Annotated in this window: 21 protein-coding genes, 1 tRNA gene and 1 pseudogene; 5 read left to right on the top strand and 18 right to left on the bottom strand. The window is 32.9% G+C overall.

The window, feature by feature from the left end; translation table 11 throughout:
- A partial coding sequence (locus tag Q0K76_RS08950) for a cyclic nucleotide-binding domain-containing protein (RefSeq protein WP_294614563.1) occupies positions 1-275 on the bottom strand: 275 nt, incomplete at its 3' end.
- 100 nt (positions 276-375) lie between these two features.
- The gene (locus Q0K76_RS08945; protein WP_294614560.1) at positions 376-582 is read right to left on the bottom strand and encodes a YheU family protein; all 207 of its coding nucleotides are present in this window, start codon (positions 580-582) and stop codon (positions 376-378) included.
- Positions 583-1,110: 528 nt separating this feature from the next.
- Here Q0K76_RS08945 and Q0K76_RS08940 point away from each other — a divergent pair.
- Both Q0K76_RS08940 and frdD read left to right on the top strand, forming a co-directional pair.
- Positions 1,111-1,539: a hypothetical protein gene (locus Q0K76_RS08940; RefSeq protein ID WP_294614557.1), complete on the top strand. Its 429-nt coding sequence runs from the start codon at positions 1,111-1,113 to the stop codon at positions 1,537-1,539.
- A 14-nt stretch (positions 1,540-1,553) separates the two neighbouring features.
- On the top strand, positions 1,554-1,910 hold the full coding sequence (gene frdD, locus Q0K76_RS08935) for a fumarate reductase subunit FrdD (RefSeq protein WP_294614554.1): 357 nt from the start codon (positions 1,554-1,556) through the stop codon (positions 1,908-1,910).
- 65 nt (positions 1,911-1,975) lie between these two features.
- Here frdD and Q0K76_RS08930 read toward each other — a convergent pair whose 3' ends face one another.
- The 5 genes from Q0K76_RS08930 to Q0K76_RS08910 all read right to left on the bottom strand — a co-directional run bounded on the left by Q0K76_RS08930 (position 1,976) and on the right by Q0K76_RS08910 (position 8,643).
- Entirely contained in the window at positions 1,976-2,836 is an 861-nt protein-coding gene (locus Q0K76_RS08930) for a hypothetical protein (RefSeq protein WP_294614551.1), read from the bottom strand.
- 90 nt (positions 2,837-2,926) lie between these two features.
- Positions 2,927-4,636: a microcin C ABC transporter ATP-binding protein YejF gene (yejF, locus tag Q0K76_RS08925; protein WP_294614549.1), complete on the bottom strand. Its 1,710-nt coding sequence runs from the start codon at positions 4,634-4,636 to the stop codon at positions 2,927-2,929.
- Positions 4,633-5,664, bottom strand: coding sequence for a microcin C ABC transporter permease (locus tag Q0K76_RS08920; protein WP_294614546.1), 1,032 nt, complete (start codon positions 5,662-5,664; stop codon positions 4,633-4,635). Before Q0K76_RS08920 ends, yejF begins: the two co-directional genes overlap by 4 nt.
- Entirely contained in the window at positions 5,664-6,752 is a 1,089-nt protein-coding gene (locus tag Q0K76_RS08915) for a microcin C ABC transporter permease YejB (protein WP_294614543.1), read from the bottom strand. Before Q0K76_RS08915 ends, Q0K76_RS08920 begins: the two co-directional genes overlap by 1 nt.
- 1 nt (position 6,753) lies before the next feature.
- On the bottom strand, positions 6,754-8,643 hold the full coding sequence (locus tag Q0K76_RS08910) for an extracellular solute-binding protein (RefSeq protein ID WP_294614541.1): 1,890 nt from the start codon (positions 8,641-8,643) through the stop codon (positions 6,754-6,756).
- A gap of 768 nt (positions 8,644-9,411) precedes the next feature.
- On the opposite strand from Q0K76_RS08910, the pseudogene Q0K76_RS08905 reads away from it, so the two are divergent.
- Positions 9,412-9,870, top strand: a pseudogene (locus tag Q0K76_RS08905) (GNAT family N-acetyltransferase); the annotation flags it as partial.
- Positions 9,871-9,944: 74 nt separating this feature from the next.
- Here the strand turns inward: Q0K76_RS08905 and Q0K76_RS08900 are convergent.
- The 4 genes from Q0K76_RS08900 to Q0K76_RS08885 all read right to left on the bottom strand — a co-directional run bounded on the left by Q0K76_RS08900 (position 9,945) and on the right by Q0K76_RS08885 (position 11,443).
- Positions 9,945-10,178, bottom strand: a complete 234-nt coding sequence (locus Q0K76_RS08900; protein ID WP_294614535.1) for a hypothetical protein — start codon at positions 10,176-10,178, stop codon at positions 9,945-9,947.
- Positions 10,179-10,223: 45 nt separating this feature from the next.
- Positions 10,224-10,739: a ClbS/DfsB family four-helix bundle protein gene (locus tag Q0K76_RS08895; RefSeq protein WP_294614533.1), complete on the bottom strand. Its 516-nt coding sequence runs from the start codon at positions 10,737-10,739 to the stop codon at positions 10,224-10,226.
- Between the two features lie 13 nt (positions 10,740-10,752).
- A complete protein-coding gene (locus Q0K76_RS08890; protein WP_294614530.1) occupies positions 10,753-10,950 on the bottom strand; it encodes a hypothetical protein in 198 nt (65 codons plus the stop codon).
- Between the two features lie 190 nt (positions 10,951-11,140).
- On the bottom strand, positions 11,141-11,443 hold the full coding sequence (locus tag Q0K76_RS08885; RefSeq protein WP_294614527.1) for a zinc ribbon domain-containing protein: 303 nt from the start codon (positions 11,441-11,443) through the stop codon (positions 11,141-11,143).
- 312 nt (positions 11,444-11,755) lie between these two features.
- On the opposite strand from Q0K76_RS08885, the gene Q0K76_RS08880 reads away from it, so the two are divergent.
- Positions 11,756-12,106, top strand: a complete 351-nt coding sequence (locus Q0K76_RS08880) for a hypothetical protein (protein ID WP_294614525.1) — start codon at positions 11,756-11,758, stop codon at positions 12,104-12,106.
- Positions 12,107-12,378: 272 nt separating this feature from the next.
- Positions 12,379-13,176 (top strand): hypothetical protein, encoded by a 798-nt coding sequence (locus Q0K76_RS08875; RefSeq protein WP_294614524.1) that lies wholly within the window; start codon positions 12,379-12,381, stop codon positions 13,174-13,176.
- Between the two features lie 205 nt (positions 13,177-13,381).
- Here Q0K76_RS08875 and Q0K76_RS08870 read toward each other — a convergent pair whose 3' ends face one another.
- The 7 genes from Q0K76_RS08870 to Q0K76_RS08840 form a co-directional block, all read right to left on the bottom strand.
- Positions 13,382-13,963, bottom strand: a complete 582-nt coding sequence (locus Q0K76_RS08870; RefSeq protein ID WP_294614521.1) for an integrase arm-type DNA-binding domain-containing protein — start codon at positions 13,961-13,963, stop codon at positions 13,382-13,384.
- A 207-nt stretch (positions 13,964-14,170) separates the two neighbouring features.
- Positions 14,171-14,246: transfer RNA gene (locus Q0K76_RS08865), tRNA-Ala, on the bottom strand.
- Between the two features lie 129 nt (positions 14,247-14,375).
- A complete protein-coding gene (gene secF, locus Q0K76_RS08860) occupies positions 14,376-15,371 on the bottom strand; it encodes a protein translocase subunit SecF (RefSeq protein ID WP_363322451.1) in 996 nt (331 codons plus the stop codon).
- A 15-nt stretch (positions 15,372-15,386) separates the two neighbouring features.
- Entirely contained in the window at positions 15,387-17,243 is a 1,857-nt protein-coding gene (secD, locus tag Q0K76_RS08855; RefSeq protein ID WP_294614515.1) for a protein translocase subunit SecD, read from the bottom strand.
- 60 nt (positions 17,244-17,303) lie between these two features.
- Entirely contained in the window at positions 17,304-17,636 is a 333-nt protein-coding gene (gene yajC, locus Q0K76_RS08850; RefSeq protein WP_294614512.1) for a preprotein translocase subunit YajC, read from the bottom strand.
- Positions 17,637-17,807: 171 nt separating this feature from the next.
- Complete coding sequence (locus Q0K76_RS08845) at positions 17,808-19,268, bottom strand: NADH-quinone oxidoreductase subunit N (protein WP_294614509.1); 1,461 nt, start codon at positions 19,266-19,268, stop codon at positions 17,808-17,810.
- A 267-nt stretch (positions 19,269-19,535) separates the two neighbouring features.
- Positions 19,536-21,080, bottom strand: a complete 1,545-nt coding sequence (locus tag Q0K76_RS08840) for an NADH-quinone oxidoreductase subunit M (protein WP_294614506.1) — start codon at positions 21,078-21,080, stop codon at positions 19,536-19,538.
- Positions 21,081-21,098 lie beyond the last annotated feature (18 nt).

Below are 21,098 nucleotides of genomic sequence, written 5' to 3'. Positions count from 1 at the left end.
CTTGTTTTTGCTTTAACCCAAGCACTTCGCTCTGTTCCTTCTTCAAAAAGACCTAGTTCACCAAGAAATTGACCTTGGTTCAAATAAGATAAAATCATCTCATTGCCTTCATCATCCTTAATTAATACTGCAACAGAACCTTTAACTATATAATAGAGAGTTTCGGCTTTTTCACCTTGATGAATAAGGGTACTTTTAGCTGGATATTTATGAATATGGCAATGAGATAAAAACCACTCTAATGTCGTATCTGATTGCTGTTTACCAATCATCATTCCTTTTCTCTCCATTAATTTATAACTTATAACTTATAACTTATACACTATAACAAAGTTATACAATAAATTATACACTCAAGGTCGATGATTTTAATCATCAATTAATTGGTTTAATATCAATAGTGTCATGTAGTTCAGACCAAAAAATGGCTACCGAGCCATTAATTAATTGAGCTTTGACATCATTAACTTTCTCTTGTAATGATTTTTCTTGTAATCCATAATCCGTGCCTTCGCGTAGCACAAAATATTCTATTAAATTATTTAGTGTTTCAGGGTCTAGATCTTGCCAAGGTATGTACATGTTAGATTAAAGTAAATTAAAATTTTTATATTATTTTAATGCAGTAATTCTCAAATAAAAAGCATGATTTTAATTTTGACATGACGTTATTGAAGTGAAATATGATAATTATAGTGTTATTCATTTTTATAGATCAAAAGGCTTTATTTATACTAAGTTAACTATGTTCAAGTTGATACATTTTCCGCATACAGTATAATTATATTTGCTTTGCTAGATTGGTTGTAATAAAAGAATCTAACCATACAACCATAATTTCGACTAACTATTATTTAGTTCATATTTTGTAATACTCTTTCCATTTTAAAAAATCCAAATCCCGTAATTATCTTAATATTTCTATATTAGTTAGCATGTTCTTTTTCAGCTACGCACATTATGCGAAGCCTTATGCTGTTAAAACCCGATATTATTACTCTCTTTAATTTAGCGACATCAAGCAGGTTTGCCACTATAATTGTGGATTTAAATCAAATCATTAAAAGTAGACTTAATTATACATAGTTATTATGCGACATTGAGAGAGTTATGAATCGAGAAAATAACGATAAAAATCCAGCCAATCATTATCAAGATAATGGTAATGATATTAGCCATATTCAACCAAAATCAAAGCGTACATTACTATTTTCAATCATCCATAAATTAATACCTTTTTCAATGCTTTGGGTGAGTTTGATATTAATGTATGGAGTAATTTGTATGTATACTAATGCCGTTGGCCAAGATGAGTTTTATCGATTTATCTTTTTTTTGCGTCATCCAATAGTTGTTGCTATAAATAGTTTAGTACTATTTGTTGCTCTATTACACTCTATACTATGGTTCAATTCTACTACTAAAATATTACCTTTAAATCAGGGTAATCAAAAATCACGGGCATGGTTAATGTCTGCTGGTTTGTGGATCGTGACAATAGCAATATCAATTTTTTTACTTCTATTGGTATTGAAATAAGTGGTATTTAAATAATGAAAAATCAACAATCAGAAAATAAACAATCAAATAGTAAAGTTGCTAAGGGATTATTCATACTTGGTGGGACCTGGGCAGCAATTTTTTCACCAATTGTAATTGCTATCATGGCGTTTATTATCCCATATGGAAATGCTCCAACCCGTTCTTATATTCTTAAATTAGTTAACACTGAACTGGGTAAAGTGTTTTTATTACTAATGATTACATTGCCAATTTGGTTTGGATTACCAAGAATATTAACCATATTGCATGAATTTAAAATTTATCCAAAACGCGAAAAGTTACTTATTTATACATTAGCACTCGCCTGGACAACGCATGCAATTTACATTTTATTTATTCGAGCCTAATAGGCTTAGTTGAGATATAAACACCTACAATAGTGTTATAAGAATAATACAACTAGTTTAATCAATTAATAATAGGTCAGTTCTCTAACAATATTAATGTGTTTATTTTCTTGATTCGCCCTGACTTTACTAGCTGTAAGCCAATCATGTTTATCATTAAAAGTTAAAAATTGCGTAATATATTCTGTCTTGTCATTATTACCAAAGAGATTTACAGAATGTATCGCCGTTAATTGTTTATTTTCATCATAGTGATATAAAAAGGTACTTTCATTTTTTGTATTATTACTAAAATTATACAATACGCGACCTAATTGGTTATTCTGGTATTCAAAATTATAAGTTGATGATCCCTTTTGATTTGTTCCAGTAAATTTGCCATGTGTATCAATTTCTTTAAGTTGCCATTGAACATTTTTGTTAATAAGGCAATTATTATCATTATAATTATATGTATCTGTTTCAACAAAAACGAAATCTACAGACCTTTTTGCTTGTTGTGACTCAATAATCTTGCCTTGAGTATCTGTCTTAAATTGGATAAGACTAGTGGTTTTATCTTCGACATCTTCAATGAAATTTTCCCAACCTAAATTATTTTTTCGCAGATTTTCAGAATAAAGCTTCTTATTTTCTTCTGAATAAATATCATATTTACTTTTGATAATCTGCCCATAGCGATCATATTCAAGCTTTTGTATAACTGTTGAATTTGGCACATTATTCGCTAAGGTTGTCGTTGTAGTTCTAACCTCTTGTTTAATTCCTTTAGCGGGTGAGTCGATATAATCAACTATTTGAAAAATATAATTATTCGCTGAGACGATATTTTGGCTTATATCATCACCACAGGTTAACGCCATTACCTTAATTGAAAACAAGGATAGACAAATCAATATTAAAAAGGGAAATATTCGTTTTTGCATAATTGACCTACTCAGTAGATTAATATATTTACTCATAAAAATAACTCATTTACTATGCTGTATTAATAGTTACTTAAATTACTATTGTATTTATTCCTTGCGCATTAATAAGGCATCCTCCCAATTGATATTTCTTGTCTGTTTTTGATCCTCTTTTAAATCAATTTTATCCTGATATATCAGCGATTCAGTTGTAACTTTAGATCGGCGTGGTTTATCTAAAAATGACAGCAAAGTCTTGGTATACTCATTTTCAGGTGAATAAAAGATCTTTTTACGCGAACCCTGTTCAATAATTTTGCCATCTTTCATAACAACAACTTGATGACACATGGAATAAATTACTGACAAATCATGGCTAATAAACAGATAACTAAATTGGTACTTCTTCTGCAATGATTTTAACAAGTTAATTATTTGTCGTTGAATAGTGTGATCTAACGATGATGTTGGTTCATCTAAAATGAGTAATTCCGGTTGTAAAATAAGTGCTCTGGCGATCGCTATTCGTTGACGTTGCCCTCCTGAAAATTCAGTAGGGTAACGAAATCGCATATCAGGATCTAGACCAACTTCTTGCATAATATCAACAACAGCTTTTTCGCGTTCGGCTTTACTGAGTTTTTTATGGGTAACTAATCCTTCACTAATTATTTGTTCAACATTAAAACGAGGGTTAAGTGAAGAAAAAGGATCTTGAAACACAACTTGCATACGTCTACGAAATGGTAATAGTTTTTTTCCTTTTAGATTTTGTATTGGATGGCTATCAAATAAAATATCTCCTCGGGATTTAATCAAACGTAAGATTGCTAATGCTGTAGTACTTTTCCCCGATCCAGATTCACCAACAATACCCACTGTTTCGCCTTGATGTATAGCAAAACCAATATTATCAACAATTTTTTTCTTTTCACTGCTAAATAAACGTTTTTTGCTAATTACTTCTACATTAAGATGATTAACATTCAGCAGTATTCCTGGGGTATCAGGTAATGGCACGGGATCACCGGTTGGTTCAGAATTTAATAGTGTTTTAGTATAATCATGTTTAGGACGCAAAAATATGCGTTGCCGATTATTATACTCAACAATTTGCCCTTGTTGCATTACTGCCACTTTATCAGCTAACTTTTTAACAATGCCTAAATTATGCGAAATAAACAACATACTCATGTTGAGTTCATTTTTTAATTCCTTAAGCAACTGGATAATTTGTGCTTGTACCGAAACATCTAGTGCGGTAGTGGGTTCATCAGCAATCAATAATTTTGGATGAGTTAAAATTGCCATTGCAATCATCACTCGCTGCCTTTCACCACCAGATAATTGATGTGGATAAGCAGATAATTTATTTTTAGGCTGTTTAATCCCAACACGATCTAGATACAGTAAAATCTCGCCTCGTGCAGCATTACGCCGCATACCACGATGTAATGACAAAACTTCATAAAGCTGTTTTTCAACTGTATGTAAGGGATTAAGTGATACCATAGGTTCTTGAAAGATCATACTTATATGGTTACCACGTACTTTACGTAGTTCTTCCTCTGGTGCATTAAGTAGCGATTTTCCTTCAAACAAAATATCACCGGTTGGATAAATAACTCTTCCTTTAGGCAATAAGCGCAATATTGAAAGTGCAGTGACACTTTTACCTGAACCAGATTCACCAACCAATGCAAGTGTTTCTTGCTCATATAAATCAAAACTAACATTAGTCACAACTTGTGATTGTTCTTTTGCATTTTTGCTAAACGCAATACTCAAATTCTGAACAGACAATAAAGGAGAACTCATTGATATACTCCTTTGTTTGGATCAAAAGCATCTCTTACTGCTTCACCAATAAAAATAAGAAGTGATAGCAATGTGGCTATAATTAAAAAAGAACTAATGCCAAGCCATGGGGCTTGCAAATTATTTTTGCCTTGGAGTAATAAACGACCAAGCGAAGGTGAATCAATTGGTAGACCATAACCTAAAAAGTCTAAAGAAGTCAAAGCGGTAATTGAACCACATAAAATAAATGGTAAAAAAGTTAGTGTTGCCACCATTGCATTAGGTAACATATGACGGAACATAATTTTACTATCACTCACTCCCATAGCTTTTGCAGCACGAACATAATCAAAGTTACGGGTGCGTAAGAATTCAGCACGCACAATACCCACTAAGGCCATCCAACCAAAAAGAACGGTGATACCAAGTAGCCACCAAAAATTAAGCGGTAAAATACTAGCCAGTAAAATAATCACAAATAATTCAGGTAAGCCACTCCAGATTTCAATCAGTCTCTGACCAATTAAATCAACTTTACCACCATAATAACCTTGAATAGCTCCAATTATCACTCCAATAATAGAGGTTATGAATGTTAGGAAAATAGCAAAAAACATTGAAATACGAAAACCATACAAAATATTAGCTAACACATCAAAACCAGCATCGGTGGTCCCTAGCCAGTGAGTTGTAGATGGAGGGGTTGGAAAAGTACTTGAAGCATCAGTAATTAACGTATTATAACTATAGCGAAATGGTGCCCATAAAATCCAACCATTCGCTTCTATTTTACTTTGGATTGCCGGATCTAAAAAATTGGTTTGGGTTTCAAGTTGCCCTCCAAATTCTGTCTCAGGATAAAAATGAAAAATAGGCGAATAATAATTATTCTGATATTTAATAAATATCGGTCTATCGTTAACAATAAAATCGGATAACAAACTAATTACAAATAAAATAGAAAATAGCCATAAAGAATAATAACCACGGCGATTATATTTAAATCGTTGCCAACGTTGCTGGTTAATAGAATAGTTTGTGGTCATCAATTGCGAGCCTCAAAGTCAATTCGTGGATCTATCAACATATAAGATAAATCTGATAATAACTTAGTGATAAGACCAATTAAGGTAAAAATATACAGTGAACCAAAAATTACCGGATAATCACGTTGAATAATAGCTTCATAGCCTAATAACCCGAGTCCATTGAGTGAAAAAATAATTTCAATCAATAATGAACCTGTAAATAAAATTCCAACAAATGCTGCAGGGAAGCCAGACACAATCAATAATGTGGCATTACGAAACACATGTTTATACAAAATTTTCCGTTCACTTAATCCTTTGGCGCGTGCAGTAATAACATATTGTTTGCGAATTTCATCTAAAAATGAGTTTTTAGTCAACATTGTTAGTGATGCAAAACCACCAATAACCATAGCTATAGTAGGCAAACAGATATGCCAGGCATAATCTTTTACCTTCCCCCAAAAATCAAGATGTTCAAAATGGCTGGAAATCAGTCCACGTAATGGAAATACATCCCAATAGCTACCTCCAGCAAATAATACGATTAACAAAACAGCTAGTAAGAAAGGCGGTACAGCATAACCAATAATGATTAAAGTACTTGACCAAAAATCAAAAGCTGAACCGTCTTTTATCGCTTTACGAATACCTAAAGGAATTGAAATTAAATAAACAATGATAGTACTCCAAAGTCCTAATGAAATTGAAACGGGTAAGCTTTTAGCAATTAACCCAAGTACCGATTCATTTTTAAAAAAGCTATTTCCAAAATCAAAAAGCACATACTTTTTAAGTGTTTCAATATAACGTTCAATAATTGGTTTATCAAAACCATATTGTTTTTCTATCATTGCCACAATTTGCGGATCAAGACCGCGAGAACCACGATAATTAGATTCGTTTTTAGGTTGCTGTAATGGTACCGCTGAACTATCCCCTCCGAGTAATAATCCCTGACCAGTTTGCGGGCCGTTCTCAATCATGGATAATGCTTGGTCAACCGGTCCGCCAGGTGCTACTTGCACAATAAAAAAGTTGATCGTTAAAATCACAAATAAAGTAGGAATAATCAATAATAAGCGACGAATAAGATAATTTAGCATATTAATGTTCCCGATTCTTTGACAGGTTGGCTGCTTTATCAAAATCATACCACCAACTATCGATGCCAATACCATAAGTCGGTTTTATAGTAGGTTGACCAAATTTGTTCCAAAATGCGTAATAAGTTTTACTGTTATACCACATCGGGATCATTGGATATTCTTGAGTTAATATTCTATCTAATGCCCGCCCAAGCGGAATTAATTCTTCTTGGTTATCCAAATTCTTAATAATTTCTGTAATGATGTTATCAATAGCTTCATTGTGTAAACCTGAACCATTCCAAGATGAATTAAGGTATTGGCTACCCCAACTGATCATTAAGTTTGAAGTTGGGTAATTCACCGCATAATAATTACGTGGCGCCATATCATAATCTCGTTCACGCAAGCGACGAATAAATTGCGCATGATCCAAGGTTGTAATTTTCATGGTGATCCCTAAACGAGCCAAATTTTGCTGAAAAGGAATAGCATATTTAATGTCATCACCAAGATCAGCAATTAATTCAAACTCAAAAGGCTGCTGTGTTTTAGCATCGATAAGTTTCCCCCCTTTAATAATCCACCCAGCTTGTTTTAATAGTTCACTGGCTTTCAGTAAATTGTCGCGGTTAAACCCCTTGCCATCACTTTTGGGTACATAATAAGCATTACCAAACACGCGCTCAGGAATAATATGCTTATAAGGCATTAACCATTTGAGTTCTTGTTCAGTTGGTTTACCGATTGCGGCATATATAGTATTTTCAAAAAAGCTGTAAGGCCTTTTATAGCTTTCATAATAAAAAGCCCGGTTTAGCCATTCAAAATCAAAAGCTAAAGTTATTGCTTCGCGAATTTTGATATCTTTAAATAGATCTTTTTGCAAATTGAAAGCTAACCACCGACTATCTATAGCTGTTTCAACGGGTTTTTCTTGTTTTATAATCTCGTTGGCATCAAAATATTTACCTTGATATTGAGTAAACCAATTTTTAGGTTGACTTTCACCACGGAAATCATATTCACCTACTTTAAACGCTTCCAAAGCAATACTATTATCCATATAGTACTCAATACGTTTTTCATCAAAATTATTTAAGCCTTTATTAATCGGTAAATCAGTAGCCCAGTAATTAGGATTACGTTTATAAACTACGTATTGCCCCATTTTATAATCACTAATATAGTAAGGACCACTACCAATTGGTGGAGTGCTAATTGGTTCCGAAAAATCATGATTTTGCCAAAAATGTTTGGGAATAACCCACAGATTACCAACAAAGGAGAGTAATTTTTCTCGGTCTGTTATCGGCAAATCAATACGAACCCGATAAGTATCAATCGCTTTAACTGTAATACCCTGATTATAAACACGATACTGTGAAACCCCCTCAGTCATAAATTTATGAAAAGTAAAAGCCACATCTTCAGCAGTAATTGGTTTACCATCTTGAAAACGCGCATCGGGGTTAATAGTAACTTCCGCCCATCGATAACTATCTGAATATGTTATCGATGTGGCTATAAGTGGATAAAAGCTAGTAATATCGTCGGCAGTATTGGTAAAAAGACTATCGTACAAAGAGGCCGAATTTCGTTCAGGAACACCTCGACTAGCAAATCGATTAAAATTATCAAAATTACCTATTTCAGCTAGTTTAATGATTCCACCTTTGGGTGCATTGGGGTTAGCATACTCTAGGTGCTCAAAATTATCAGCATATTTAGGTTTACCTAGTAGTGAAAAAACTTTTTGATGATAAATTTTCTCTGTTGTTTGGTGTAAACCCGTGTTTGCAGATGATAAAGTTGGTTCCGTTGTATCTATTACTGGTTCTAATTCAGATGAAATGGGTGGTTCTTGATCAGCATAAACTGGCACAGAAAAAATGACTAATCCACTCATACTACTCAATATGAGCAATGCTTGCATTATTTGTTTAATTTGACTAATCACCCTAAATTTAATTCCTGTTTTGATCAATAATGAAATGTTTGTTTTATTATTCAGATTTTATCAATAATTATTGAAAACGATAGTACCAACACCCAATAATTTATCTATTTTGCCAAACTTCAATCGAATGAGCAAAAACAAATTGCTTAGTTTGACAATTAGCGGGGATGATACACCTGTGGTAACGTTGGTTTATTAAAACCCCAATAGCTTAGCTCAACTGAACGTTAATTTATGTAAAGATGTTTCAGGTTAAGCATACGTTTAAGTATAAAATCAATGCTGAATTCAACATCTAAGTATGAATCCAAGCTCGATGGTTTTTGTTACATTTCAGTTCCCGATAATTGGTTAATTCATACCTTTTAAATATTTAAGCAATGACTTTTTTCTTAAAACCCTACTCTTTTTAGGCAAATAATCTGGTATCCTTCTTTACCAATAAGTTGTTTATATTCCATGATGCTATCTCAACTTTGAGCAGTGACAGATTAATCATCATAAATGTTTTAATTTTTTATTATCACCATGATTTTTTTTATCAAGATTCGCTTTTGATATTAGAATTTAAGAAATAAAATTGAACAAAATCTTTTAAGATAAATTTAATATTTCTTTTTATCTTAGAACAGATTATATTAATTCATAAAAAATTTATACCTATTAACCATAAATTTGCAATTTGACGGATAAAATCAAATTAGAGGTGATAACATGATCAAAATTGTTCCTTTTCAAGCATGCTATCAAGCGCAGTTTAGAGCATTAAATGAAGAATGGATAAAAAACTATTTTGAAATGGAAGAATCAGACTATAAAGCACTAGATAATCCACAAGAATATATTTTGGATAATGGTGGTTATATCTTTATTGCTTTATTAGAAAATATACCTGTTGGTAGCTGCGCTTTAATCAAAATGCACAATGATAATTACGATTATGAGCTAGCTAAAATGGCGGTATCACCTAAAGCCCAAGGTAAACAAATTGGCTTTCTTTTAGGACAAGCCGCATTAAACCAGGCCAAAAAACTTGGAGCTAAAAAAATTTATTTAGAAAGCAATACCAAATTAAAACCAGCAATAGGCCTCTATCGAAAATTAGGATTTAAAGAAATTATTGGCTTACCATCACCTTATCAACGTTGTGATATTCAAATGGAGTATGTGTTGTAAAAAACGTTTTGCTTAAAAAGTAGTAAAAAGTGAAATTTTACTGACTAACTTAAATAATACTATAAAACCTAAGATTACGACTGTTTAACTAAAGTTAATATATTCAATATTGCTGTTTTCGCCTGATGACTGTTTTTCCAACAACTAGATCCTGTTAGTAATGCGCCTTTGTTAAGAATTTCTTCTAATGAAGAGTTGCGTAATTTAGCAAAGGAATCGAGTTCCATTTGTTCAAGGCGCTCGATTATTTTGGCTCCAACAAACTTTAATGCCACCAGTTGATTATATTCCTGTTTTGAAAAAGCCATAATTTCCCTCTTCAACAATGTTGAATTAAACTGTCTAACATTATCTCAAATTGCGGTATTTAATTTTTTCCATTTCCTAATTTTGGTTCTAAATGATTTAAACGGTGCGACTGAATTAATATGAATAAACTTTGCAACAGTCCATGCTTCAGGATAGGGTTTAGTCCAATTGCGTTCATCTTTGATAAAGAGCGTTGCTTCACTTAAAGATTCAATCCAATCATTCCATATGTTAATTTGTTGTTTAAATGACAGGATTAATTCTTGTAAGGAGAACCCTTGATAGGTTTTATAAAATTCTTGATAGAGATCACCTAAGCGATTCCATTTATAACCGGGAGCTGGTAATACCGGAGAATTGCCAGCAAGCTCCTGATCATCCCAAGATTTAACTAAATTTAACCAGCCGAGTTGATAAGCAAGCATTTGTGAAGGTGTTCGATCGACGCCGTCAACTAAAACATCTTTTTGCGACTCAGGGATCGAACTAAATTCATCGATAAATAATTGTGCTGTTTTATTAATTTCATTTAATAATTGCTGTTTATTAATATATTCCATGTTCAAACTCTATTTATTGTTCTTTATCATTAAAATATTTTAATTCTTCATTAATAAAATATCTAACCAAATCGGCATAAAGGTCTTTAATAATATCACCATTTAATCCTAACTCTATAGCCCACTGTTTGCGCTGTTCTAGCATGCTATTAAAGCGCTCTTTTGCTTGAACTTCGGTAGTATTTTTTTTGAATTTACTTGCAGCTTTCACATAGGTAAATCAAGTAGCCAATAGTTGGATAACACTATGATCAATGTTATCGATTTCAGTACGAATCTCCGTCATATCAAGGCATTGTTCTGGTGTTTTCATAATATTGTATTTCCTAGTAATGACCTGTAATTGTGTCTAAATTAATTAGCAAAACTAGTTTTGACACAATTATTTACATTAATGAATATTATTCACAAAACAGTTTTTTAAATTCCTCATCGGAAAGCATTTCACCTTTTAAGCAAGCTGACGGATTATTTTTCCAGTAAGGGAGCAACGTCATGTTTTTTCTAACGACTTTTTCAGCATATTCTTTAGAGAAATTTTCTTCATTAATAAAATACTGTACACCACCTTTAAAAATATCCTCACATGACTTTACTTGTTTTTGGTCATCAACACAATAAATGCAAAAATCGCCATCCGTATTATGGAGTGCTATAAATTCCTCTTTTTCAAGAGGCATTGAACAAGCTGCACAAAATTTCATCTTCATTCCCTTTTTAGTAATTAGCTATAAACTTGATTTATGGTTATACAAAATTATATAAATAATAACACTATTGCTTATATAACAAAATTCATTATTTTAATTAAAATATTTAGATTTTTATTAAAAATATATATCACGCTATTTTTGTATATATTTATTGTGAATGTATAATTATTAAAGTTGTAACAGTATTTTCTGATTTCACAATTAAATATCGTTTCAAGTATCCCAAAAACGCAATTTAGCGATTTTTTTATCAATAAACAAAATGTTGATGAGCTAACTATTTAGCAAGTAGAGGAGCGATAAGTGGCTGTTAATGATGTTTACCGAGAAGTATATAAAGGATTGAATGATAGGATATATGCGGATTTTGATAATGAGCGAGTTATAGACTTAGATATTGTTGGTTTAACCCAGACAGATGAAGTAATCAACTTTCTTGGCGATACTGTTTTTTTAAAAGACGGTGACTATATATATTTATATATGCCAATTGATGAAACTTTGCCAGAATATGTTTTCTCTGAAGGATATGTTATTCCTAATCCCTATAAATTTAAACCCTATAAATGGTGTTGTAAGTTGACATCAAAACTTGAATATATTGAAGATTATGAATTTTCATGGTTTCGAAAAACCGATGATTACCCTTGGTGAATTAGCGAACAGGCAATTTGATAAGTGGTTGTCATTTGCAAAATCTAGAGGTTGGCAAATAGTTTAGCAAAGAGACTTATAATCATTATTTAGAAGTAATAGCAAGTCATTTAATTATTTTCAATCCGAGAACATATATTCTACTGGTTATATTTTATTGGTTGTTTTGCAATCAACACAAATTTTGCATTAACAAGCATGCTCTCAACTTTTAAGGTATCTAGTAAGTGTAAAAAAGCGATTATTTTGCCTGATAACAGGAAAATTATATTATGTATCAAGAATGGAGTTTTATTAATTTGCCAGATATGAATTGGATCTATCAACAAATATTTGTTGAGGATAATCGATTATATGTTGTTTTTGGCGTTATTGGCGATCAAGATTTTGAACTATCTTTTTACAAAGACTATAATTCTTATAATGCTATGGAGAAATCATTTTTAGCGTTTAGAGCCTTTACCGATAAAAAAGAAATCAAAGAAACTCCGCCTTTATTTAGAAATATTCGAAGGGCCTCAGACAAAGCACAATGCGAAGCTCGGTTAAATTTAATTGAAAAAGCGATAGATGGTCAGCTAGATTTACCCGACGAAGGCATAGGGTTTTACATGGTAGAAAACGTTGATCTTGAAGCTTGTCGTAATTCATGCCTTAAAGATTTAAAAGATTTAGAATGGAGTTTTTTAAACTTGTCAGATATGCCAAACATTGATCAACTAATATATGTTAGAGGCTATAGATTATTTGTGGAGTTTGGTGTAATTGGAAATAATGATTTCGAAATTTCTTATCAAAAAGATTATGACAGTTATGATGCAATGAAAAAGTCATTTTTAGAATTTATATCCCATATAGATAAAAAAGCAATTCAGCCTCCCCATTCTCTATTAAAAGATTCGAACACTAAAACAGTGAAAGTACAATTAAAAGCACAGTTAGATTTAATTGAAAAAGCAATAAATGGTCAATTAGATTTACCGGATCATGGTAATGGTTTTTATTTAATGAATAATGATCTGGAATATCGCCGTAAATGGTGCCGTGAAGATTTAGAAAAATTAGCTTAGCAATAAATTGCGGTTACAAGATATGGTGTGGTTTTTCTAGCCATAATTAGAATCTTTTAGGTATACGGTATATAGATATACCATATCAATATAACTAATCATATAACTAAAAAATATGAATGTAAATGTATCTTACTGATACTTACGGAATACTAAAATAACCTTTAAAGCTTGTTATTACTGGGTTTGGTGTGCTTTAGTGGGTTTAAAAGAATCTTGCGAAATAGTTAATTGGTGGTCCAATATTAACCGCATAGAACATAATTTCATTAATGCGCTGACAAAGTCTTTTGATTGTTTCTAACTTGCCGTTAGCCCTCAATGGCTCCATTGTTTTCATAAAGTCTTTGGCTTTTAATTTAAAAATAGACTTGTCACCAATATAAGGGAATAGATGTAGTTCTAATGATTCCCACGTTCTTTTTAGTGTACTTTCTGTTAACCCTTTACCACTTTTGACCTGAAACCAATCAGTGGAAATCTTTCTAAAGGTGCTACTTATTTCTTCTTGTTTTCGCTGTTTCTGCTCGGCTTTATGCTCTTGTGGGTCTATGCCTTGCATAATTAACTCGCGTGCTTCGTCGCGTTGTTTTCGCGCTTGCTGTAGTGAAACTTCGGGATAACTACCAAAACTGACCGTATTCCTATTATTCGTTATAGGACGATAATATCTAAATTGCCATATTTTTGTCCCTGTTGACTTGATAAGCAAAAGCAAACCATTTCCATCATAAATAGGATAATCCTTACTTTGTGGCTTGGCGTTCTTAATTTGTGTATCAGTCATTGGAGCTATTTTTTAGGCATACTTTCACCTTTTAGGACTATGAAATTATAGGACTATGTCCGCGTAGTCCTTAATATAGTCCTAAAAAATATGAATGTAAATGTATCTTACTGATACTTACGGAATACTAAAATAACCTTTAAAGCTTGTTATTACTGGGTTTGGTGTGCTTTAGTGGGTTTAAAAGAATCTTGCGAAATAGTTAATTGGTGGAGCCAAGGGGGATCGAACCCCTGACCTCAACGCTGCCAGCGTTGCGCTCTCCCAGCTGAGCTATGGCCCCAATAAGAAAGGAACAAAAACTGCGACTAATAATATGCAACAAGATGAAATGTGTCAATCTATTTGATTTTATTTGTTTAAAATGCAATCAAATAACACTCTGCCAACTAAAATGGCAGAGCATAAAAAATTAACGCAAAATAGAAGGTTGATCAGCGCCTTCTGCTTCAATTTTTGGTGGCATAAAGTGTTCGCGCTTGACACCTAATTTAAGTGACATGTATGCAGCTACATAAATTGAAGAGATGGTACCAAGTAAAATCCCAACGCCTAATGTCTCAGAAAACCCTTTTAACATAGAACCACCAAAAATATAAAGAATAATAACTACAGCAAGTGTTGTTCCTGAGGTCATTAATGTTCGATGTAATGTTTGGGTTAATGAAATATTAATTACATCATAAGGTGAAGCTCGACGAATTTTTCTAAAGTTTTCACGAATACGATCAAATACCACAATAGTATCATTAAGTGAGTAACCAATTATTGATAACATTGCAGCAATAATAGTAAGATCTAACTCTCGACCAAACAGAGACAAATAACCGGCAGTGATAACTACGTCATGCGCTAACGCAACTACAGCACCAGTACCAAATCGCCATTCAAAACGGAAGGCTATATAGATCAAGATACATACTAACGCAGCACAAATCGCCAAAATACCGTCTTGAGCAAGTTCGGCCCCAACTGTTGGCCCTACAAATTCAATGCGTTTAATTTGGGCATTAGCATCAATATCTTTATGTATCAAATTGGAAATTTTAGTACCTAAAGCATTATCAATTGTTGATGATACCGTTCCGCCTTCTTGTTTGTCTGTAGCTAAACGAATAATGACATCTTTGCTGCTACCATAATATTGAACAACAGGCTCATGATAACCTGCTTCACGTAGACTTTTACGAAGGTCATCAAGGTCAATTGATTTTGTCACTGTCAATTCGACAGTTGTACCACCTGTAAAATCTTGGCCTAAATTAAAACCTTTGATAAAAATCACAACAAACGATGCCACAACTAATAACATTGAAATAACAAACGCAATGAAACCAAATTTTAAAAAATCGAGGACTCTGCGACCATGATTTAAATCTCTAACATCATGATTTTCTTTTTTATTAATAACCACAATAAACCTCTAAATTGATAACTTATTAACGCGACGACCGCCATAAATAAGATTGGCTAAGGCACGTGTACCAACGATTGATGTAAACATCGATGTTAAAATACCAATACCTAATGTAATTGCGAAGCCTTTTATTGAGCCGGTACCAACAGCATAAAGGATAACAGCAGTAATTAACGTCGTAATATTGGCATCAAAAATACTACTCCACGCGCCAGCATAACCCTCATTGATTGCATGCTGCACACCGCGGCCATTACTTAGTTCCTCTTTGATTCGTTCATTAATTAGTACGTTAGCATCAACCGCCATACCTACTGTTAGTACAATACCTGCAATACCTGGCATACTTAATGTTGCGCCAGGTAATAAAGACATCGCACCTACAATTAAAATTAAGTTAGCTACTAAAGCAAGGCTAGCAAAAACACCAAATAAACGGTACATAACTAACATAAAGATAACAGAAATTAATAGTCCCCAGACACAAGACTCTAAACCTTGGGTTATATTTTCTTGCCCCATAGAAGGCCCTACTGTTCGTTCTTCTATAATTTGAATTGGTGCAATTAAGGCTCCTGCGCGTAATAATAGTGACAAGTTTTTAGCTTCATCAATATTATTAATTCCTGTAACTTGGAAACGATCACTAAAAATACCTTGAATAGTCGCAACATTAATAACTTGCTCTTGTTTTTCTAGTATTGGTTTATCATTTTCGTCACGTTTACCTGTATCTTTGTATTCGACAAATAGCGTTGCCATCGCTTTATGAAGATTTTTTTGAGTAAAGTTAAACATGGTCTTACCACCAGCACTATCAAGCGTAATAGAAACCTCTGGTTGGCTATATTCATTGGCTCTAAATGAAGAGTCAGTTATATGATCGCCTGTTAATACCGTACGTTTATACAATAAAACCGGACGACCATTTGCCATATATTTAATTTCAGAACCATATGGTACACGCATCTCACCATTGATAATGGCAGCTAAATTTGGAGTGTTATCTTCATTTACTTGTCTAAATTCAAGTGTTGCAGTTGCACCTAAAATACGTTTAGCTAAAGCAGTATCTTGAATACCAGGTAACTCAACCACAATTCGATCGGCACCTTGACGTTGCACAATGGGTTCAGCTACACCTAACTGATTGACACGATTACGTAAAATCGTGATATTTTGTTGAACTGCATCACTTTTAGCTTGTTGTAAACGTTGCTCGCTTATAATGAGTACAATGCTATTCTCGCTTTGAGAAGTAACTTTAAAATCCTGTAAACCATTAATCTTTGTAATCGCCTTATTACGATCATCACTGTTATCAAATTGCATGATAATTTGTTGATTAATGTCTTTATTTATTGCCTTATATTTTAATTTACTGTTAGTAAACTCAACTTTTAAATTTTCAATAGATTGTTCTGTGAGTTTATTTAATGCTGTGGTCATATCCACTTCCATTAAAAAGTGAACGCCACCTCGTAAATCTAAACCCAATTTCATTGGTTCTGCACCAAGCATAGTAAGCCATTTCGGGGTTGCTGGGGCTAAGTTTAACGCCACTGTGTATGCATCACCTAATTGTTCTGAGATTAGTTCTTTGGCTTTAAGTTGCGTATCGTTATCGCCAACGCGAATTAAAATAGATTTATTTTCAAAAATAAACGACTTGATTTCAATATGATTATCAGCTAGTAATTTTTTTACTTTATCTTGCGTGGTTACAGTAATTTCGGCACCAGTTGCGCCGGAGATCTGTATAGCGGGATCTTCACCATAAATATTAGGAAGTGCGTAAAGTAGGCCGACGCAAATTACGGCGACCAACATAATGTACTTCCACAAAGGATAGCGGTTTAACACGACATATTCTCTTGTGGGTTTAGGTAATTAATACAATGAACTATAATAGATAACATCTTATTATAGCGATTTCATTGTTCCTTTTGGTAAAACTGAGGTGATAAAGTCACGTTTAATCACAACTTCAGTTGTATCATTTAACTCTAAAGCAATGTAGCCATTTTCATTAACTTTTGAAACTCGTCCAATAAGTCCACCATTAGTTAACACTTCATCACCTTTAGAAATCGCTGCCATCAATTCACGATGTGCTTTAGCGCGTTTTTGTTGTGGACGCATAATCATAAAATAGAAAAATAACCCAAACACTACTAGCATAATAGGTAAGAAATAAGGATTGGTTTCAGATGCTTGACCGGCATCGGCATAAGCTTTAGAGATAAAAAAGTCCATACTTGTCCTCTTAATTCAAATTCATTTTTAAAGTTCGGAATTATAACACAATAAATAAATCTATTATTAACTATTTCTTGTCAAAATGTTTCAGGATAACTATATGTTTAAGTATAAAAATATAATTTAATAAGGATTAATTCGTCGATAATATTAATTAAATTATCCGGATTAAGTTGTTAAATATTGTGCCATACTCACTAAATTAAATAACCATTTAGGATAAATACCACAAAGCATAATTATTAATGCAGATAAAACAATAAACAGTTCACTTAAACCAATAACTCGCCAATTCAATCGCTCAACTTGTTGATCATCTCGACTAACCGGTCTGATATAAAGGTTTATAATTAAACGGGTATAGAAATAAAGACCTAATGCACTACCAATAACAACAGCACCAATCAACCACCATAACTCAGCGGTTACCCCTAATAATACCAGTAAAAAGCGACCAACAAATCCAACAGTTAATGGTGCGCCTGCTAGCGATAACAATCCAATGCCCATTGCTAATGCAAGAATTGGACGACGCCAAAATAATCCAGACAAATCAATTTCATTTTCGTGATCTTGTAATTCTTCTGAATGTGATTCTAGGCTAATTACACCTAAAATACAGATATTGGCCAAAATATATCCAATTAAATACACACCTATTGTTTCTAATGCTAGCACTTGATACTGCACTGCAATTAGAGCAATTAATAAATAACCAAAATGTGCAATTGATGAGTAAGCTAATAACCTTTTCACACTACTTTGCATTAATGCTAATGAATTACCCCATAAAATTGAACAAAATGCCATAATTACTAAAATAATGCGGATGGTTTCATTATTCACTATAGGCGCAAGTAAAAATAACCTTGCTACAGCACAAAATACCGCCACTTTCCCTATTGCCGAAAATAACAGTGCAACCACTGTAGGCGAACCTTGATAGACATCGGGAAGCCAAAGTTGAAAAGGAACTAATGATAATTTAAAACCAATTCCCACTAGCATTAAACAAACGCCCATTAATAGTAATGTGCTTGGATAAGACATGGTCGATAATTGATAACTCAATCCACTAAAAGTAAGCTCACCGGTGCTGGCATAATAAAAAGCAATACCCAATAATAAAAATGCACTGGCAACTGCCGATAAAACCATATATTTAATGGCGGCCTCAAGCGAGTGAGTTTGTATATATTGATAACCAATTAATCCGACAAATGGAATTGATAATAGCTCTATACCAATAAAAAAAGACATCAAATGGCTAGCATACACCAGCGTGACACCACCTAATGTCATAAATAATAAGATGATATAAAATAAACCATGATGGTATTGTTCTTGCTTAAACCAACGATAAGCAAAGCAAGATACTATAATTGAAATCATCAAAATCAAACTAGTATAGAGCAATCCATATTCATCACAGGTAAAAAGTGCCGTAATATGGCTGGCTTTCCAATTAATTGAAAAATGGTCAAGTATTGAAATATTAACTTCGCCATCAAAAATTTGACTCTCTTCGGGTTGTAACGATTCTGTAGGAACGGCATCAATAGCGACAGTTGCTTCACTAGGTGAAGTCGCCTCAATGGGTTGGGTTGGTGTAGTGACAGATATTTGCATATTATCACTACTTATATCATTAATAACTTGAGAATTAACTGAAATTTTATATCCAATTATAAGAGTAAATATCAAAGCACAAATTAAGCTAACTATTGTCAAAATAGCACACCATTTCGTGTCTATTTTAAAAATTAATACTACGAACAATAATACTACAATAGCTAAGGCTAAAATAAACAAAGGCGATAGAGCAACCGCATGTGAGATTAACATTATGATAGCAAAACTTAAAATATACACAGACGATAAAGCAATCATATGTTATTAATCTCCCACTCGTTCTGCAACTATATATTGTTGGGTTTGATTCATAACAGAGTAAGACATATCTAAAACCTCTTGAGGATATAAACCAATAAAGACCAACAAACCTAATATACTGACTAATAAGAAAATATCTTTTTTAGCTAAAGAATGTTTTACGACTAATTCATTATCAGTAACACTGTAAAAAATCGGCTGCATTCTTACAATCAATGAAATGGAAAGCAATAACAAGCCAATAATAAGTAAAATAGTATAATAAGAAAATGAATCGTAACTACCAATTAGCATCATAAAATTACCCACAAAATTGGCAGTACCAGGGATGCCTAAAACAGCTAACATAAAAAACAATGTGAAAGTGGAAAGATATTGTACATGCTCTTTCAGACCAGTAAATTGGCTGATATTACGTGTTGAATAGCACTCAACTAATAATCCACTAATGATAAACATACCTATTATGGCAAGATTAACCGCAATCATCTGTATAACTACACCTTGAAAAGCAACCACAGAACTACTGTAGATTATCGCTGTAACAAATCCCATTAAAGCTATGTGGACATAAGCTATTAATTTTTTAATATCTGTCTGATTAAAGGCAAGTAATGCAGCATAAATAACCGTAAGTACAGCAAGTAATAGCATTACTGGCATGATAATCATTGACGCATTGGGGAAAAGAGGAATAACTATTCTTAATAGGCCATAGGTTGCAGTATTTAGTAATAAACCACTTATCATCATTGAGCCTGTTGTAGAAGATTCTATATGAGCTTGAATAAACCAACCATGAAATGGCACAAATGGAATACGTACGATAAAGGCAGCTAAAAATCCAAGCATCAATAAAAACTCTACATAACTTGAAATAGGCGTTTTAGTCAAAATTTGATAATCAAAAGTCCAATGGCTTGTCAGATTCCAATTAATTAACGCTAACGATACGATTGAAATTAACATTAATAAACTACTAATTTGAGTATAAATTAAAAATTTACTAGCTCCATTAAAACGTAATTGCGAACTTGAATCTCGCCTTCCCCATAGCGATATTAAAAAATAGATTGGAATTGCCACTGCTTCCCAGAAAAAGAACAGCAAAAATAAATCAGTTATCACTAATAGCATTATGACAGCTGATGTCATAAATAATACACAGAGATAAAATAGACCTAAATTACTCAGGTTCTCTTTTGTGGAATAGATAAGTGTTAACAATACTACAAATAGACTTAAAGTAATCATAATAATCGAAAAACCATCTAATACTAGATGGAAACGAATGCCTAATAATGGAATCCATTCGATGTCAAATTGTTGTAACCAACTAGCACCTTGTCGCAAAGCAGCTATTGCATCAACCCATAAAATTATTGCTATTAAAAGCGAAAGCACAATTGTTACAAAAGCAACAACGGTTGGTAATTTATTCCAACGAGTTATGGCGTGAGCAGACAGTTCTATCCGCTGTATATATACATGGCATAACCAAGCCAAAAGTCCGCCTATCACAGGTAAAAATACAAGCAATACCAACATCGATAAATCACACCTTTA

Source organism: uncultured Gilliamella sp., from assembly GCA_945271295.1.
Classification (GTDB): Bacteria; Pseudomonadota; Gammaproteobacteria; order Enterobacterales; family Orbaceae; genus Gilliamella.
The sequence above is the reverse complement of the archived record's forward strand: the minus strand, read 5'-3'. Positions and strand labels throughout refer to the sequence as shown.

Bases quoted from the DNA above. Each gene is read 5' to 3' on its own strand.
- Q0K76_RS08945 (WP_294614560.1), bottom strand. From the start codon at position 582: ATGTACATACCTTGGCAAGATCTAGACCCTGAAACACTAAATAATTTA.
- Q0K76_RS08940 (WP_294614557.1), top strand. From the start codon at position 1,111: ATGAATCGAGAAAATAACGATAAAAATCCAGCCAATCATTATCAAGAT.
- frdD (WP_294614554.1), top strand. From the start codon at position 1,554: ATGAAAAATCAACAATCAGAAAATAAACAATCAAATAGTAAAGTTGCT.
- Q0K76_RS08930 (WP_294614551.1), bottom strand. From the start codon at position 2,836: ATGCAAAAACGAATATTTCCCTTTTTAATATTGATTTGTCTATCCTTG.
- yejF (WP_294614549.1), bottom strand. From the start codon at position 4,636: ATGAGTTCTCCTTTATTGTCTGTTCAGAATTTGAGTATTGCGTTTAGC.
- Q0K76_RS08920 (WP_294614546.1), bottom strand. From the start codon at position 5,664: ATGACCACAAACTATTCTATTAACCAGCAACGTTGGCAACGATTTAAA.
- Q0K76_RS08915 (WP_294614543.1), bottom strand. From the start codon at position 6,752: ATGCTAAATTATCTTATTCGTCGCTTATTATTGATTATTCCTACTTTA.
- Q0K76_RS08910 (WP_294614541.1), bottom strand. From the start codon at position 8,643: ATGAGTGGATTAGTCATTTTTTCTGTGCCAGTTTATGCTGATCAAGAA.
- Q0K76_RS08900 (WP_294614535.1), bottom strand. From the start codon at position 10,178: ATGGCTTTTTCAAAACAGGAATATAATCAACTGGTGGCATTAAAGTTT.
- Q0K76_RS08895 (WP_294614533.1), bottom strand. From the start codon at position 10,739: ATGGAATATATTAATAAACAGCAATTATTAAATGAAATTAATAAAACA.
- Q0K76_RS08885 (WP_294614527.1), bottom strand. From the start codon at position 11,443: ATGAAATTTTGTGCAGCTTGTTCAATGCCTCTTGAAAAAGAGGAATTT.
- Q0K76_RS08875 (WP_294614524.1), top strand. From the start codon at position 12,379: ATGTATCAAGAATGGAGTTTTATTAATTTGCCAGATATGAATTGGATC.
- Q0K76_RS08870 (WP_294614521.1), bottom strand. From the start codon at position 13,963: ATGACTGATACACAAATTAAGAACGCCAAGCCACAAAGTAAGGATTAT.
- yajC (WP_294614512.1), bottom strand. From the start codon at position 17,636: ATGGACTTTTTTATCTCTAAAGCTTATGCCGATGCCGGTCAAGCATCT.
- Q0K76_RS08845 (WP_294614509.1), bottom strand. From the start codon at position 19,268: ATGCAAATATCTGTCACTACACCAACCCAACCCATTGAGGCGACTTCA.
- Q0K76_RS08840 (WP_294614506.1), bottom strand. From the start codon at position 21,080: ATGTTGGTATTGCTTGTATTTTTACCTGTGATAGGCGGACTTTTGGCT.